Origin of the sequence: Ancylobacter mangrovi, assembly GCF_024752355.1 — a bacterium.
Lineage (GTDB): Bacteria > Pseudomonadota > Alphaproteobacteria > Rhizobiales > Xanthobacteraceae > Ancylobacter > Ancylobacter mangrovi.
Genome location: NZ_JANTHZ010000003.1, coordinates 23683 through 41302 on the forward strand (window position 1 = coordinate 23683; position 17620 = coordinate 41302).

Annotated in this window: 9 protein-coding genes, 1 tRNA gene and 1 pseudogene; 7 read left to right on the forward strand and 4 right to left on the reverse strand. The window is 63.3% G+C overall.

Going from position 1 to position 17620, the window contains the following annotated elements:
- Positions 1–312 precede the first annotated feature (312 nt).
- Entirely contained in the window at positions 313–2421 is a 2109-nt protein-coding gene (locus NVS89_RS09410; protein WP_258732408.1) for a DUF3363 domain-containing protein, read from the forward strand.
- Here NVS89_RS09410 and NVS89_RS09415 read toward each other — a convergent pair.
- Complete coding sequence (locus NVS89_RS09415; RefSeq protein WP_258732409.1) at positions 2418–3677, reverse strand: hypothetical protein; 1260 nt, start codon at positions 3675–3677, stop codon at positions 2418–2420. The genes NVS89_RS09410 and NVS89_RS09415 overlap by 4 nt on opposite strands.
- Positions 3678–4189: 512 nt before the next feature.
- Positions 4190–5410 (reverse strand): AlbA family DNA-binding domain-containing protein, encoded by a 1221-nt coding sequence (locus tag NVS89_RS09420; protein WP_258732410.1) that lies wholly within the window; start codon positions 5408–5410, stop codon positions 4190–4192.
- 278 nt (positions 5411–5688) lie between these two features.
- Here NVS89_RS09420 and NVS89_RS09425 point away from each other — a divergent pair, with 278 nt between their 5' ends.
- The 4 genes and pseudogenes from NVS89_RS09425 to NVS89_RS22985 all read left to right on the forward strand — a co-directional run.
- Complete coding sequence (locus tag NVS89_RS09425; protein WP_258732411.1) at positions 5689–7131, forward strand: VPA1262 family N-terminal domain-containing protein; 1443 nt, start codon at positions 5689–5691, stop codon at positions 7129–7131.
- 49 nt (positions 7132–7180) lie between these two features.
- Positions 7181–9154 carry a hypothetical protein gene (locus NVS89_RS09430; RefSeq protein ID WP_258732413.1) on the forward strand — a complete coding sequence of 658 codons (1974 nt, stop codon included), beginning with the start codon at positions 7181–7183 and terminating at the stop codon, positions 9152–9154.
- Positions 9155–9686: 532 nt separating this feature from the next.
- A complete protein-coding gene (locus NVS89_RS09435; protein WP_258732414.1) occupies positions 9687–9935 on the forward strand; it encodes a hypothetical protein in 249 nt (82 codons plus the stop codon).
- A gap of 24 nt (positions 9936–9959) precedes the next feature.
- Positions 9960–11591 (forward strand): annotated as a pseudogene (locus NVS89_RS22985) (recombinase family protein); the annotation flags it as partial.
- On the opposite strand, the gene NVS89_RS09445 reads toward NVS89_RS22985, so the two are convergent.
- Both NVS89_RS09445 and NVS89_RS09450 read right to left on the reverse strand, forming a co-directional pair.
- Positions 11562–11651, reverse strand: a tRNA-Ser gene (locus NVS89_RS09445). The pseudogene NVS89_RS22985 and the gene NVS89_RS09445 overlap by 30 nt on opposite strands.
- Before the next feature lie 271 nt (positions 11652–11922).
- Positions 11923–12273: a hypothetical protein gene (locus NVS89_RS09450; protein ID WP_258732415.1), complete on the reverse strand. Its 351-nt coding sequence runs from the start codon at positions 12271–12273 to the stop codon at positions 11923–11925.
- Between the two features lie 365 nt (positions 12274–12638).
- Between NVS89_RS09450 and NVS89_RS09455 the strand changes: the two genes are divergently transcribed.
- Both NVS89_RS09455 and NVS89_RS09460 read left to right on the forward strand, forming a co-directional pair.
- Positions 12639–14000, forward strand: a complete 1362-nt coding sequence (locus tag NVS89_RS09455) for an efflux RND transporter periplasmic adaptor subunit (RefSeq protein WP_258732417.1) — start codon at positions 12639–12641, stop codon at positions 13998–14000.
- A gap of 45 nt (positions 14001–14045) precedes the next feature.
- Positions 14046–17234, forward strand: a complete 3189-nt coding sequence (locus NVS89_RS09460; protein WP_258732418.1) for an efflux RND transporter permease subunit — start codon at positions 14046–14048, stop codon at positions 17232–17234.
- The last annotated feature ends 386 nt before the right edge of the window (positions 17235–17620 follow it).

Sequence of the window (17620 nt, forward strand, 5' to 3'; positions counted from 1 at the left end):
TTGTTTAAGTGCGCCAATAGTGAATAAGAAAAGATTGAGGGCAAGATAAATCGGATTTTCAATCCGCGCGGGCGACGCCCGCAAAATGTTGTCTGCACGTTGTTTTCCGTTCCGGAAAACGGGTCTACGCGGATTTCCGGAAGGTGCGGATCTGTGCGACGGTCGTTCAAACGATTGATATTTAACCAATCTTCGTGTGCATGCGGAATGTGCGCTCCGCCGGCCCTGCGCCAAAGCCGACGTTTCCACGCTCTACTTTGATCGCGTAATTTTCGACTTGCGGGAGCCATTGGCGCGGCCAAACCTGCGGTCATGACACGCCACGACGACGATGATTTCCGCATCAAGCCAGGCCGTCCGCGAAGCCGGGGCACGCGGCTGAAGACGCACGAACTGCCCTTCGTTCGACAGGCCCTGATCGCCGCTCGCAATGCCGGCGGTGGCGCCCGGAGCGGTGGTGGCTTTGCCGGAGAGGCGGGCGGCAGCGGTCGGTTCAATGCCCGCGGACGCGGGGCGAAAGTGATGGCGTCGCTGCCGCGCGACAGCGGCGGCTGGCAGTCGGGTTCCTCAGGCCGGTTCCGCTCCCGCCGCGTCGTGGTCAAGGCAAGGGTGGTGAAGCTCGCCGGGAAGGGGAAGAGCGCGCGCGGCCCGAAGATGCGCGGTGCGGTGTCGGTCGGCGCTGTGGGCGCGCATCTGCGCTACCTCGAACGTGACGGCGTGACCCGCGACGGCGAGAAAGGGCGTGCTTACTCGGCGCTGGGTGACGAGGTCGACGCCAAGTCTTTTGTTGAGCGCAGCGGCAAGGATCGCCACCAGTTCCGCTTCATCGTCGCGCCGGAAGATGCTGCGGAACTCGAAGACCTGAAGCGCTTCACCCGTGACCTGATGCGACACATGGAGAATGACCTCGGCACCAAGCTCGACTGGATCGCCGTCGATCATCACAACACCGGCCACCCCCACAGCCATATCCTCGTGCGCGGTGTGCTGGATGATGGTCGTATCCTCAACATCGCCGGAGACTACATCGCCCACGGCATCCGCCATCGGGCGAGCGAGCTTATGACGCTGGAGCTCGGCCCGCAGACCGAGGTGGAGCTGCAGAACAAGCTGCGCCATGAGGTGAACGCCAATCGGCTCACCCGGCTCGACCGGATGATGTTCGCCGAGCAGCGCGAACATGGTGTCCTCGATCTGCGACCAGACGCTGGCGAGAGCTACCTCGTGCGGACCAACCGGCATGTTCTGATCGACCGGGTAAAGCGGCTGGAGAACTTCGGCATCGCCGAGGAGATCGAGCCGGGACGCTGGAGCATCGCCGAGCGAGCCGAGAGCACTCTCCGGGCGATGGGCGAGCGTGAGGACATTTTGCGCATCATGCACCGCGCGCTGGCCGATCATGGGCTCACGGAGGAGCGCGGCGCTGCGCAGTACCTCACCCATGGCGACCGCATCTCACATGCCTTGGTCGGGCGCGTGCTCGACAAGGGATTGGCCGGTGATGAGATGGGAGAGCGGTTCTATCTCGTGATCGATGGCGTGGACGGACGCACCCATCATGTCGAAACCAGCGACGCCTCCCGGTTAGACGACATCAAGCGCGGCCACATCGTCGCGCTCGACCCGCTGCCGACAAAGTCCGATCCACGTCCGGCGGACCTCAACATCGCCATCATGGCCGAGGCAAACAGTGGCATCTACCGGCCGAGCGAGCACCTAGAAGCGGCGCGCCCGGCAATCGAGCAGCAGCGCGGTGATCCCGATGCCTTTATCCGCGCCCATGTGCGCCGCCTCGAAGCCCTGCGTCGCGCCGGTCACGTCGAGCGCATCGACGCCGACCATTGGAAGATCCCCGACGACTTGCCCGAGCGCGGCATGGCCCATGACGCACGCACCCAAAGGAAGGACTTCGCGGTCCACACGCTCTCCGCCTTCGATCTCGACCAGCAGGTCGCCAGCGACGGCGCAACCTGGCTCGATCGGGAACTCGCCTCGCGCCAGCGCACGGAGCTTTCCGACGCCGGCTTCGGCCGTGAGGTGGGTGACGCTCTGGAGCGCCGCCGCCAGAGTCTCGTCGATCAGGGGCATGCCGTTCGACTGGAAAACGGCAATGTACGGGCACCGCGCGACATTCTCGCGCGGCTTGAGACCGCCGAGGTGGAGCGGGTCGGGCGTACCATGGCGGCAGAGCGCGGCCTCTCCTACACCCCCAGCCGGCCGGGCGAGTACGTGTCCGGCCGGCTCGCCGGCTCGGTCAATCTGGTCAGCGGGCGCTTCGCCATGATCGACGATGGCCTCGGCTTCCAGCTCGTGCCCTGGCAGCCTGTGCTGGAGAAGCAGATCGGCCGGCACATCTCCGGCGTCTCCCGAGACGGTGGCGTCGAGTGGAGCCTCGGTCGTAATCGAGGGCTCGGGCTTTAGGCCGCGCCGTCCTGCGGAGGCGGTGTTTCCTGATCAGGGTCGGCCGGCAGCGGCGCGAAGGGATCGACCTCCGGGAACAGCGTGCGCTCACGCAGCCAATCGCCAAACGAGGCGGGATCGAGCGCACGCTCCAGTTCGCCAAGGCGCCGGCGTGCCCAGTCAAGCATGCGCTGCGTTTCGGTGTCCTCAATATCCGCCGCCCAGGCCATCCAGGAGCGCAGCTGTTCGGCTTTGCGGCCCATCTCGACGATCTCATCAAGCAGTTCGTCGCGTTCCTCCTCGCGCTTGGTGCGCGCCTCCGTCCGCTTCCGGTTCTCTTCCGCGCGGCGGCGGAGACGTGCGTTGCGCTCGTCTTTGAGACGGTCATCGCGCCGGTAATCGATCCAGCCGCGGAGTTCCTCGATGATGGGGTCGAGTTGGGCTTCCAGGGTCGCACGGGTGTTGTCCCGCCAGTTGCGGCGGCGCTGGTCTGTGCTCCAGGCTTCAATGGAGATCGTCAGTTCACCAGTCGCGATGTAATCGAACTCGGGATATTGGCGCTCGTAGGTGAATGCCCAATCACGGTAGCGAGCCGAGCGGCGATAGCGCTCTTCCGCCTTTAACTCGTCGACCGTAGGCTCGTGCTTCTGCCTTTTGATGGTCTCCGCCAGGATGAAGGGGACCTTGTCGACGCCCCGACGCACTTCGACATGCTTGCCTGCGAAGGTGCAGGAAATCTCCCGCGCCTCCAGCCCGCGTGCGATGCTGTCGAGAATGAAGATCGCCCTCTCGATCGAACCGGCTCCCAGCCGCATCGACAGCAGGCCTTCCCCGCTAATCGCGATGATGCCGTCATGATCCGGCTTGGCCCGGCGCAGTGTATGGGCGGTCAGCGATACGGCAGTGTGGGGTTTGTCGATCCGGCTCCACTCGATCGTCCGTGTGTTCGGCTCTCGCGGCTTCAAAAGCCGGCGTGGCGCGGTGGCTGCCTTGCGCGCCTGTTGGAGGCGCTCCTCGACAATCGGATCTGACGGGCTCGTCGGATCGAGGCTGATTAGCTCGACGGCAGAATCGGCGGAGGAGGCAAAGATCGTTTGCCTCGGGCGCTTGCCGGCCGCCTTGTCTCGCCAATAGGCAGTTGTCGGGAGCGGCACGCGATGCCGGACGCAGAGATCTTTGAGCCGCCAATGCGAGGTGCCGAGCTTGGCAGCGACGGCCTCAAGCGGCTCGGCCCAAACGAGATCATACATCTCGCGGCGGGTAACATGGGCAATCATGCGGATATGCGAGCGACATCAACGGGAAGCATGCAGTCTATCGCCGATCGATGACATCCCGCCGGCCGACCAACGCCATTCACAGAAAAGAACTTCCGCGAAGAACCAGTAGGCCGGTCGGCCGCAGCCGCATCAAGGCTGGCGCTTCGCGCCACCGCTCACGCGGCTACGGCCTTGACCCAGCCGCGGCAGACCGGCAGGGCTGGCCATCGCGTAAGGCGGAGTGTGAGCGGCTTGCTCAACGAGTGGGAGACGCCGACGGTTGGGACGCGCCGGGAACGGACTGGTCGGTTTTTGGCTGCCGCTGTGCAGATAGCCGCCGTTCTGCAGCCGACCCCATTTCCGCCTTCATGCATTCCCTCGCGGGGTGACGGTTTTGAGCCCTGTTGCTGGAGCAGCCATGGCGTCTGGGGTGGAGAGCCGAAGCCGGAAACTCACCCTAGCGACGGCCGGGGAGCGGCCTTCCGTTCTGCCAAGCACGAACCTAGGCAGAGGTCCTCGCGGTGGTGCGTTTACCTCTGAGTTCCCTGTTTTTCGGGCGGCAGTTTCAGATACTGACGGATCTTGTTTTTCACCTGATCGGCTAAGTCGATCTCATCTAAGGGTACGTTCCTTCCACCAACATAGTGGGTGGCTCCGAATACTTCCCGTTGAATCTTGATGGCTGTCTCGAATTCCACATCAAGAATTTCAGCGAGCGCTTGAAAGGACAGCGCTTCACCTGGCCATTTTACATTTTCTTCGCCAGCAAGGACGGAGAGTGTAGTCCTAGATAGGTTAAAGCCCGACGGATGAAACGCTCTTTCCCGGATTTCATGAATATCCCGGGTCAAATCAGAGAGCCTGCGCTCCAATTTCTCGAGATTGTTTACGCCCTGTTCGAGTAACTTCTCCGATGGAGAGCTCACTCGAATGGTGCTGTGAAAATCTTTCAGGTAGTACGTATAGGTCTTGGTGTGTTGGTTTCCGTCTGCATCTGCGTAGTGCAAGGTTACATCCATACGATCTTCGAGATGATCGTGGAAGAAATTAAAGCCAGCGCCCGGAAAATTGCGATTCTCTCCAGGATGGATAATGCGGAAGGGCTCAGTATAGGGACGACCCAGCCCCGGTGTCCAGATTTTTGCGATGGCGCTGTTTTCTATGCCATCAATCTGGATCCAGACATTGAAGACCGCGCCAATCCCTTCGTTAGCGATAACAAATGATATCTCACCGCCCTGAAACAAAACTGAAAGACTTGCCCCGCTTGCGATGGCTGCGACGCGTCTACGAATGTCGTCGATCTCGAAGGCAAGTAGCGGATCGACGCGGAACAGGCGGCGCGCATAGTACCGTTTATCTGACGATTGATGTGGTGCATTCAACGACGGCGGCACGTCGATGACTAGGAGATGGCCGCCGACGGCTTCGATCCGAGTAATTGCAATATTAAGTCTTGGCGTGATGCGGGAGAGAAGACCGTCCTCAATCCAAGCCTCGTCCTTTTTACCGTCCGCCACAGGTACAATTTCCGAAATCCGCCGATCGCCGTCTTCCTCGACACCGATGATGAGAACGCCGCCGATGCTGTTGGCTAGAGCAGTGATCTCCTTTGAGAGAGTTTCAAATATCTTGTCATTCTTTTGATCAAAGAGACGGCACGATTTGAATTCGAGCGTGGCATTTTCGGAATCACCACGGTCTCGCATCTCTAGAATATGCTCTAACGTTTGCGGAACGAAATAGGGCATGTGCGGCATCTCGTTTCTGTGGAGTCACCTGAATCGTAGATCATCAAGTTGATGTAAAAAGAGATTTATTCGTCATGTAGCGGATGGCATACGTGACCTACATTTAGAGGTGGGGTGACTGCTATACACGTTTGCCTCCGGACCTTACAATAACAGGTAATATTTCAGCATGGTGCGACATGACGAGAACCGGAAGGCGCCATTGGCTTTGGGTGGCGTTCGGCATAGAGGCAACCCTACTCTACGGGTGCCTTGTTCATAGCGCTGAACTCGGAGCCGTGATTCCCGACAACGAGAAGCGGAAGACCGCGCGTTTCGACGGGACGGACGTCGAGATAATTCAAGCCCTCCTAGACAGCGAAGAGGCCCAGCAGATTGGGGATGCGGTTCGTACGCAGTCGACCTTGGATCTTTCACGGCAGGGCGGTCCGCGCATCGCGTTGGGCGGTTCCCGTCACAGGCTCGTTGACGGGTTTGGACGCCGTTCCCGTCCGATGAAAACCTATGTCGGCACAGTTCACCCTCCGCTCTCGGACAATGGATGGACTCAGGCTTTAAATTTCCTCAGGGAGACGATCGGTCTCGATTTTCGCCGGCTTCCCGATCGTCTCGGTGCTTTCGACATCTACGATGTGCCCGAGGCCGATGGTAGAGATCCGCCCATCGATTTCAGCGTGGAACGGGACCGCTCTACGGAAACGCTAACCTACCCGGAACAGTTCGTACTGCGCGCAAACCGAACGGCCGTCGACGATTACGCTGTCCATGTGGTGCTCGAACTCGGGCAGGAGCCTGTTTTTTCCAAACTGATCACCATGCACCCTACCGCAACGGTGGAGGTGGAGGCGGTTCCGTTCGATCACTACAGAATGTCCGTCTTTGACCGGTCGGGCATGCTAGTCCAGTTCGAGGAGCATTCGCTCCTGCTCCACATCAATCTCAACATATCAGCAATGGGGCCAACGCTCGCGATCAATGACACATTGGCCCGCTCGGCTCAGGGGCTCGGACCGGAACTTCGAGATAGCGCATCGAAGGTTCGCACTCGATCCACGAGCCGATCGAAGATTACGGCTGAAAGCGATGCCGCCTTCGAGGCGAACCGAACAAAGATGCGGGCGCTCGCGCACCGGTTGGTGCCTCCGTCAGGCAGCGACCGCTGGTTTCATCGAGGTATCGCAGAAGAGGTCGGCGTCATCGCTCACTTGAACGTTCTGCTGGACGGCGCGCGTGTCAGCGCCGGCACGATCGTCGATCCGTATTTCGGGATCGACACCCTGAAGCGGGTCATTTCCCGGCTCGAAAGCCTGGATGTCGATCTGACGGTCGTCACGAGTCTGATAGAGACCGACCCGGAAACAAATGATCCAAATGTAAGCCTGCTCGACGAACTGGAAACGGTCCTGCGCGACTTGCGGGGCAGCGGCATCCCCAACGCCGCCCGCCGACTGAGGGTTCGCAATCTCGTCGATGGCCCGCGACAAGCATTCCATGACCGTTATCTCCTGCTCACGCCTCATGAAGGCGAATGCGAGGTCTATCTTCTTTCCAACAGCTTGAACCGTATGGCGGGAAAATGGCCGTTCTGCATGTCGAAGCTTGAGGGGGCCGCGGCGCGTGACGCCGCGCTTTACATTGATGGGCTTGCCAATGGGCGGGACATCTCCGGATCGACGCAACCGACGACAAACTTCCAATGGCCTTACGATGACGGGCGATAGGGCTGATCCAAGGCTTGCGCCGGGCGTGCTTGCTGCTGCCGTCTGGTTGATGAACGACGAGCGCGAAAGCGAAGCCAGTCTGTTCAAGAGAGCTTATTTTACGGGGTTGCTTCGCAAAGGACGCAACGGCGGCCCTTGGCACTGCGACGGGCCGCTTCTGGCGCGTCTGCTCAGACGCCGCGTACTTTCCGACGAGCTGGCTTGTCACGGTGCCGTCCTCGTCGGCATCGGCGAGATGATCGCGCACGGCCACGCGCCGGAGGATGAGATTGAGAGCAGTCTGGGCCGGCTGTTTCGCCGCGCCTATCCAGAAGCGGCCCGACAGAGATTATTACGGCAGGCACTTGATCTCGTCAGATCGAAAACATCTACAACGCAATCCTCGCCTTCGCCCGTCTACCAGAGCGAACATCTCTCGGTCATGGATTGGACGCGAATCAACTTCGCGAATCGATGGATGCAGCATCCAGTACCGCTTGGTTCTTTCTTCGGCTACGGATTGAGCTTCATCGCCCGTATCCTCCTGCGCAATGCTCCCACTCGCTTGCGGTGGTTCGCGAACGAAGCGAACAAACGAAGCCTTCTGCCTGCTGTTGTCGGAGGTGTCGGAGAAACCTGCTACCGGAACGGTAAGGCCTCGCAACAAGCCTTGCGAAGCGGCGTGCCGCTCTTCATAGGTTTTGGGGTGGCCAAGCTTCGAGACGGCGGAAAGGATGGGGAAGGCTGGAAGGCGTCCGCCATAGACGCCGCGCTTATCGACAATAAGGTGGCAGTCGAAGGACGGATACACGTCAGCGCTTTCATGTTGAAGGAAGCCGTTCATGCTTGGCATCGTCAGAAAAATCGCCCTGCCGAAAACCGCCGCCGGCGCTCCCTGCTCGAAATCGACCCTTCCCAAGCGCTAGGCGGCGAACATCACGCCATTTTCCAGATCGAGCGTCTGAAGGAAGAAGAGCCTGAACTGGAGCGATGGCGGTCTGCGGTCATGCTGGCGCTTGACGACGCTTTGCAAACTGCCGCGCAGCAAGACATCGATCCAGGCAAACTCTGGAGCGTCTTCGAGCCATCGCTGGTCGATACTCCGGAGATAAGGCATCGCTTCGCGATGGCACATGCCGACGGGCTACTGCGGCGTGCGGCTTTAGAAGCGGCTTTGGCAAACTTCGATAAGTTAGTGGCCGTCCGGCACCCGGAAACGATCATCGGTCAAGATTTTGAATCGTTCCGCGCCGAGTGGGAGTTTGCCTTTTGGGCTGCGAGGTCTCAGGTCGAACTATCAAAAGTTAACGGACGCGATCCAGGCCGTGACGCCGCGCGCAGGATCGAAAAGGCCGAAGCCGCGCTGCGTGCCTTCGCGTTGCAGCCATTCGCGGCCACACGTTTCAATGAGCGCTTCCAAAACAGCCTTGGCCGCTGGTCCCTTATACTCCAATTCGCGTTCCTAGTCGCTCTTTCGGATCCAAGAGCCCCGTTTGTCATCTTACGCGACGCGGCGCTGAAATCGGCGGCAACATTCTTGCCGGTCGCCAATCGATCCGGGTACGACCACCGATGGGCAGACGCCGTCGCCGATTTGGTTGTCGACGCGGTTTCGACGACGCAAGACAATAAGGCTCGTGACTGGATCGACGACGAGCGTCAGCCTGTACTGCTTCGCACGCAACTCGTCTGGGCGTGTCCAGCTACTCTCGAAACAGACTTTCAACGTGCAACATCGCTTGTCGATGAGATCGCCGCTCGAAAGACCTTCCGCGCAGACGTCGGACGGAATGCGTCAGACCTGCTCAACATAGTCGACCGGGCAGCTGCCGCGATGAAGCGGGAAGATCGGCCGGACCTTTATGACCACCTGGCAATCCCCTACGCAAAAGCGGTGGCGCACACCGATGCTCCGCTCGCCAAAAGCGTCTCTCTGCAAACGCTACTTGCCGCTCTGAACGCTGATCCCGATGCGCGTACGATTCTGCTCAAGGATCCGGTGTGGGGGCACAGCCGTGTTAGTGAGACGCTTCGCAACGATTGAAGGGAAGCGGACTAATTTGATGGCGGGGCGGGGAGTTTAAGGGCTTGCGTCACCGAAGAGGCGGAACGCCCGCGCGTGCGCGTCGAACATCATCTCCTGCGTCTCATACGGATAGGCGCGCATTAGTAACAGGGGGCTGTGGGATACAGGCGCGGAACCTTGCCGATGGTCTCCACGAGCAGCATCCCGGCTGGCCCCCGCTCTCGACTGGACGGGAAGATGGAAGAGAGACCGGGGTTGGCCCCGTTGGGATGCCGATCAGGCCCTTGGGCAGAACCGGCCCGCGCCGATCCTGCAAGGCGAGAACGATGCGGCCAGCCGGTTGCTGCTGGACGACGATGGGAAGAAAGCGATCTGCTGAAGAATGTCGGCTTTTGGGATCGCCGATAAGACGGCTAACGTCCGAGATGGCGGCGCAAGCCGCCGCTCGCATAAGCGAGCCGAGGTAGCCGCTTCGGATCAAGGAAGTTTTGCGTATTTCCGGTCATAGATCGGCTGTTGGGCATCGGTCGCCGTCGCGGCAGTCTTGGGAATGACCAGACGCTCACCTTCACCCACTCGATACACCGCCTATCGATTTGCGCCGGGCCGCTTGCCGGACAACCTCTACACCTACGCCGAAACACCTCCGCGTCAGCGTCGGCGGCGAACGCCCCCGGTCTCCACCCAGATGACTGTCACCGACGACTGGCCGGAATACATTCCGGTGACAGAGACGGAGATCGCTGTCTTCGAGGCGTGGTTCGGGGATATTCTGGAGGAACTGATCCAAGGGGAATGACCGCCTGACACGAAAGGCTCCGCCATGACCGCTCCGCTGCGTGCCGCTTTGTATCTGCGCGTCTCCACAGCCCGGCAGGCTGAGCACGATGTCTCGATCCCCGACCAGCGCCGGCAGGGCGAGGCCTATTGCCAGGCGCGCGGCTATCAGCTGGTCGAGACATATGTGGAGCCTGGGGCCTCAGCGACCAACGATCGACGGCCCGAATTTCAGCGGATGATCGAAGCCGGCACGTTGAAGCCCGCCCCCTTCGATGTCGTCGTGGTGCACAGCTTCTCGCGGTTCTTCCGCGATCATTTCGAGCTGGAATTCTATGTCAGGAAGCTCGCCCGCAACGGCGTGAGGTTGGTGTCGATCACCCAGGAGATGGGCGACGACCCGATGCACGTCATGATGCGGCAGATCATGGCGCTGTTCGACGAGTACCAGTCCAAGGAGAACGCCAAGCACGTTCTGCGGGCGCAGAAGGAGAATGCCCGGCAGGGCTTCTGGAACGGTGCTCGCCCGCCGATCGGCTATCGCGTGGTCGAGGCCGAGCAGCGCGGCGCCAAGGTCAAGAAGAAGCTGGAGATCGATCCGCTGCACGCCGACACGGTGCGGCTGATCTTTGATCTCGCAATCAACGGGAATGGTCGCTCCGGCCCTATGGGTGTGAAGGCCATCGTCAGCCATCTCAACCGGAACCGGATCTACACCCGCGAGGGCGGGCGCTGGGGCATTGGTCAGCTTCACCGGGTGCTGACCCGCCGCACCTATGTCGGCGAGCACCAGTTCAACAGCCGCTCCAAGAGCAAGCAGAAGAAGCCCGAGAGCGAGGTGGTGGTGGTCGCCGTGCCGCCGCTCATCGACACGAAGGTCTTCGACGCCGTGCAGGAGCAGCTTCAGGCACGCAATCCCAAGATCGTCCCGCCGCGCGTGGTGAGCGGCCCGACACTGCTCACCGGCATCTGCTATTGCGCCCAGTGCGGCGGGGCCATGACCATCCGCACCGGCAAGAGCGGACGCTATCGCTACTATGCCTGCTCAATCAAAGCGCGGCAGGGCGAAACCGGCTGCTCGGGTCGCGCCATACCGATGGAGACCCTCGACACCCTTGTGGCAGGTCATATCGAGCAGCGCCTCCTTCAGCCCGAGCGGCTGCAGGAAATCCTCGCCTCCATGCTCAACCACCGCCAGGAGCGGCTTGAGCGCCGCCGCGAACACATCGCCGAGCTCACTAAGCGCGCCACAGAGGCGGATCAGCGGCTGCGTCGGCTCTATGACGCCATCGAATCAGGCGTCGCCGACATCACCGATCCCGCTCTGAAGGAACGGATCGATGGATTAAAGGCGATCCGCGACCAAGCCCAGGTCGATGTCGCCCGCGCACAAACGTCGCTCGCAACGTCAGGCGAGCACGCAGTCACACCCGCCATGGTAGCGCGCTTCGCCGACATCGCTCGCAAGCGCATGCGCGTCGAAGGCGGCGGTTATCGGCGCGATCACTTGCGCGCCTTGGCTCAGCGTGTGGAGGTCGGAGCCAAGGAAGTCCGCATCATCGGATCTAAAGGGGACCTGCTCCGAACGCTGGCTGCCCTCTCAGGAGGGAAATCGGCAGCGATAGGCGTGCCCAGTTTGGGACTGAAATGGCGGAGGGAGCGGGATTCGAACCCGCGATACGGTTCCCCGTATACACACTTTCCAGGCGTGCGCCTTCAACCACTCGGCCACCCCTCCATCGGCAGGCGCTTCGCCGCCGCAGGGGCGCGAGATATAGGGAAGCGGCGCGGCTGGCAAGCCCATAGACGGGTCGGCAGATCCGGCCGGCCGCTCGCGGCGGAGACCGCGCCCAGCGGCCGGGCACGCGACGCAGTGGATCGCTCCGTGTCCCCCGCCTGTTCCGGCCGGTCGCGAGGGGGGCGATGCGATGGCGCAAGCCCGCGCAGGCTGCCTCCGCCCCGGATGCCGCCCCCGGCGCGGATAAGACGCGCGCCCCGGAGGCCCACCGCTACTGCGGCGGCGTGGTCGAGGTGATGGCGCAGGTCGCGGTGTCGGCCTTGACGCCCATCAGGTGCACCTGGCCGTCGCCCTTGGTGCCGGCGACGATGTTGTAGAGCGTGACGCTGGCGCTGCCCGCGGGCTTGCTCCCGGCGGTGAAGTCGCAGTTCACCACCGCGCTCTCCAGCGTCGCCTGGGTGCCGTTGGTGACCGACACGTTCATCACCGAGCCCACCGGATCGGAGAAGATCTCGCCCTGATGAAGCTCCAGCGCCGACTCCGCGGCACCGGCGGGAACGGCGGCGAGGAACGGGGTGCCCGCCAGGGCGAGGGCGGCCAGCAGGAAAGCGTTGGGCTTCATCGATTATCTCGCGAACGGGCGGCCGGCGGCGTGCGGGCCCGGCTGATTGCAATAGCGTCCGCCGCAGCGCGAGCCTAGTGGCTGCGCCGGCCAAATCAACCGGATTGCGCCGTCAGTCCGCCGCAACGTCATGCCATAAGGTCATTGCCGGGCGCGGGCGCGCCCGATGATGCCCCGCCGCCGGTGGCCGGGACGGGGGAGGGGGTGCGCGCGGGCCCGCGGCCGGGAGAAGCGTGACCCATACAACACTATGCAAGGATAAACTTGGATTTTACTTGGGCGATAAAGCCGTTCCACGGCGGTAGACAAGCCTAGTGCCGCCGGTATATTTCCAGCGCGGAATTGCCAGGCATGGGGAAAACGGGATGAATCCGAGCGCACGTCGGTCCGGTCTGCGGTGCCGTTGGCTGGGAGCGATCGTGGTCGTGGCGACCGCGGGAGCGCTCGCCGCCTGCTCGGAAGAGAACAAGTACGTCGCCCCGCCGCCGCCCCAGGTCACGGTGACCACGCCGCTGGCGCATCCCGTCACCCGCTATCTCGAGCTCACCGGCAACACCGCCTCGATCAACACGGTCGATCTCGTCGCCCGCGTCGAGGGCTTCCTCACCGCCATCGACTACAAGGACGGCGCGGTGATGAAGAAGGGCGACCGGCTGTTCCTGATCCAGCAGGACACCTACCAGGCCGATCTCGACCAGTCCAAGGCGCAGCTCGCCTCGGCCCAGGCCCAGCTCACCAACACGCAGGCCGAATATCAGCGCCAGTCCACCCTCGGCCAGCAGGACTTCTCGTCCCAGGCGGTGGTCGACAAGGCGCGCGCGGCGATGGAGCAGGCGCAGGCGTCGGTCGACGCGGCCAAGGCCAATATCGAGATCGCCACCATCAATCTCGGCTACACCAACGTGGTGGCGCCGTTCAACGGCATCGTCACCCGCCACCTCGCCGATGTCGGCCAGCTCGTGGGCCACGGCAATCCCACCAAGCTCGCCACCATCGTGCAGATGGACCCGATCTACGCCTATTTCAGCCTGAGCGAGAATCAGGTGCTGCGGATCAAGCAGGCGCTGGCCGCCAGCGGGCGCACCATCGAGCAGGTGAAGGAGGTCGAGATCGATATCGGCCTCCAGAACGAAGGAACCAGCTACCCGCACAAGGGCCATCTCGACTACGTCTCGCCCGAGGTCGACCCCTCGACCGGCACGCTGCTGGTGCGCGCCGTCTTCGACAACAAGGACCTCGCTTTGCTGCCGGGCCTGTTCGTGCGCGTGCGCATTCCGGTGCAGAAGATCCCGGACGCGCTGCTTGTCGAGGACACCGCGATCAGCGACGCCCAGCAGGGGCGCTACGTGCTGGTGGTCGACAAGGACAATGTGGTCCAGCAGAAGGTCATCACCACCGGCCAGCAGATCGGCGACCTGCGGGTGGTCGAAACCGGCCTCACGGTGGACGACCACATCGTGGTCGGCGGCATCCAGCGCGCCACGCCGGGCTCGAAGGTCGACCCGCAGATGCAGCCGCCGCCAAAGGCCCCGGCCGACCTCGTCGCGGCGACGCCCGAGCCGGCGAACGGTGCGGATGCCAAGCCTTCGGATGGAAAGCCTTCGGATGCCGGCAAGCCCGCGGATGCCAAACCGGCGGAGTCCGCGCCGGCCGGCACGGCGCCTTCCGGCTCCGCGCCCTCTGATTCATCGCCCGCCGACCAGTCGCCCGCCAAATCCGCGCCCTGATCCGAGGGCCTCGCCCCCGGCACGCCCGCACCGAAGGTCAGAGCCATGATCTCACGCTTCTTCATCGAACGGCCGGTTCTCTCGAACGTTCTGGCGCTGGTGTTCGTGCTGATCGGCGCGGTGGCGCTGATCGAGCTGCCGGTCGCGCAGTACCCGAACGTCGTGCCGCCGACCGTCCAGGTGACGACGCGCTATCCGGGCGCCAGCGCGCGCACGCTGGTGGACACGGTGGCCCTGCCGATCGAGCAGCAGGTCAACGGCGTGCAGGGCATGCTCTACATGCAGTCGACCAGCGCGTCGGACGGCACGTACACGCTCACCATCACCTTCGCCATCGGCACCGATCCCGACTTCGCGCAGGTGCTGGTGCAGAACCGCGTCGCCATCGCCATGGCCTCGCTGCCACAGGCGGTGCAGCTCCAGGGCGTGACGACGCAGAAGAAATCGACCGCGATCCTGCAGTTCGTGGCGCTCTATTCGCCGGACGGTTCCTATGACAGCCTGTTCCTGGCCAATTACGGCATCATCAACCTGCAGAACGAGATCGCCCGTCTCGACGGCGTCGGCAACGTCAACGTGTTCGGCGCCGGCGAATACGCGATGCGGGTCTGGCTCAACCCGGACGAGCTGCAGTCGCGCGGCCTGACCCCGCAGGACGTGATCGACGCGATCCAGCAGCAGAGCCAGGAGGTCGCCTCCGGCGTGGTCGGCATGCCGCCGGTGCCGAAGGGGCAGAACTTCCAGTACACGCTCACCGTGGCCGGGCGGCTGAACGACGCCGCCGACTATGAGAACATCATCGTCAAGGTGAGCAACGAGGACGGCGGGCGCATCACCCGGCTGCGCGACGTGGCGCGGGTCGAGCTTGGCTCGCAGACCTACAGCCAGACCTTCACCTTCAACGGCAAGCCCGCCGCCGCGCTCGGCATCTACCAGCTTCCGGAGGCGAACTCGCTCCAGGTGGCGACCGAGGTGCGGGCGAAGATGGCCGAGCTCGCCAAGAACTTCCCGCCCGGCCTCGCCTATCAGATCCCGTTCGACACCACGGTGTTCGTGACCGCCTCCATCGACGAGGTCTACAAGACCCTGTTCGAGGCGGGCATCCTCGTCCTCATCGTCATCCTCGTCTTCCTGCAGGACTGGCGCGCGACGCTGGTGCCGGCGACCACGGTGCCGGTCACCATCATCGGCACCTTCGCGGCCATGGCGGCGATGGGCTTCTCGGTGAACCTGTCGACGCTGTTCGCCATCGTGCTCGCCATCGGCATCGTGGTCGACGACGCCATCGTCATCGTGGAGGGCGTGGCGCGCCACATCGAGGCGGGCCTGCCAGGCCGGCAGGCGGCCGAGAAGGCGATGGACGAGCTGTTCGGCCCGATCATCGGCATCACGCTGGTGCTGATGTCGGTGTTCATTCCCGCCGCCTTCATGCCGGGCCTGACAGGCCAGCTCTACCAGCAATTCGCGCTCGTCATCGCCGCGACGGCCTTCATCTCCGCCATCAATGCGATGACGCTGAAGCCGACCCAGTGCGCGCTGTGGCTGCGCCCGCCGGTGCCGCCGGAGAAGCGCAACTTCTTCTATCGCGGCTTCAACGCGGTCTACGACGTCGCCGAGCGCTGGTACGCCCACCTCATCAGCCGCATGGTGCATGTGAGCTACATCACCGTCTCGGTGGCGCTGGTGCTGATCGGCATCGCCATCTGGGGTCTGACGCGGGTGCCGACCGGCTTCCTGCCGACCGAGGACCAGGGCTATGTGCTGATCGGCGCCCAGCTGCCGGACGCCGCCTCGCTGCAGCGCACCGACGATGTGATGAAGGAGATCTCTGACATCGTCTCGAAGACGCCCGGCGTGCAGGACGTGCTCGCCATCTCGGGCATCTCGGTGCTCGACAACAACGCCACCCTGCCCAATGCCGGCGTCGCCTATGTCATGCTCAAGGGCTGGGACGAGCGCGACAAGAAGGGCGAGGGTCTGCTGTGGATCTATGAGACGCTAAGCAAGGAGCTGGAAAAGGTCACCGACGCCTCGACCTTTGTGCTGGTGCCGCCGCCGATCCAGGGTATCGGCAACGCCTCCGGCTTCACCCAGATGATCGAATCGAAGGACGGCAGCTTCGACTTCGTCGAGCTGCAGAGCGTGACCCAGCAGATCGTCAAGAACGCCTCGAGCCAGTCCGCGCTGCAGCGCCTGAGCACCTCGTTCCGCGCCAACGTGCCCCAGCTCTTCCTCGAGATCGACCGCGTCAAGGCGGAGACGCTGGGCGTCACCGTCGGGCAGGTGTTCTCGACCATCCAGGGCTATGTCGGCTCGACCTACGTCACCCAGTTCAACGATTTCGGCCAGACCTTCCAGGCCTATATCCAAGCCGAATCCGGCTTCCGGCGCACGCCGGAGGAGATCCTGAACCTCAAGATCCGCACCCCCGCCGGCAACATGGTGCCGATCGGCACGCTGGCCAAGGTGCGCCCGATGTTCGGCCCGCCGCTGATCACGCTCTACAACCTCTACCCGGCCTCCACCATCGTCGGCGGCGCGGCGCAGGGCTTCAGCTCCGGCCAGGCGCTGGACATCATGGGCCAGGTCGCCGAACGGACCCTGCCGCGCGGCATGGGCTACAATTGGAGCGCCATGTCCTATCAGGAGGAAGCGGTCGGCAACGAGGTCTACTTCGTGTTCGGCCTCGCCATCCTGCTGGTCTACTTCGTGCTCGCCGGCCAGTATGAGAGCTGGATCCAGCCGCTCTCGGTGCTGCTCGCCGTGCCGCTGGCGCTGCTCGGCACGGTCGGCGCGCTGACGGCGATCGGCATCGCCAACAACCTCTACACCCAGATCGGCCTCATCCTGCTGATCGCGCTATCGGCGAAGAACGCGATCCTGATCGTCGAGTTCGCACGCGAGAAACGGGCCGAGGGCATGGAGATCATGGATGCGGCGGTGGAGGCGGCGCGGCTGCGCTTCCGCCCGATCCTGATGACCTCCTTCGCCTTCATCCTCGGCGTGCTGCCGCTGGTGCTGGCGACCGGCGCGGGCGCCAATTCGCGCAAGTCGATCGGCATCGCGGTGTTCTCGGGCATGCTGGCCTCGACCTGCCTCGCGGTGCTGTTCGTGCCGTCCTTCTACACGGTGTTCCAGCGCTTCGAGGAATGGCGGGCCGGCCGCAAGGGCAAGACCCCCGCGACGCCCGCGCATGAGGGCCCGGCCGCGGGCGAGGCGACGCCGACGGCCTGAGGCAGGGATCGCACGCGGGGCCGGAAGGGTTCGGCGTCGACGTGCCCGGCTTCGACGTATCCGACAGCGACGTGCTTGGCACGGACGGGTTCGCGCGAAGCTCGTGGCGGGGCGGACCTGCCGCTCGCCGTGGGCTGGGTCTCCCGCCCGGCCTTTGCGGCGATGGCGCTTCCCGCTCGGCGACGCTTCGCCTCAATTTGCGGCATCAGGGTGGTGAAACTCTGGGCGGGCGAGGGGCCGATCCCGACCGCCGGAGCCGCCGGTGCCGTGCCGGCCGCATGGCAGCCTGTGGCAGGATTGCGGCACGATTCGTGCGTTCGCTTCCGGGCGTGTTGGTTCCGCGACCGGGTGCTCCTAAGCTTCGTCGCCGCGCCGCGGTCCTGAAG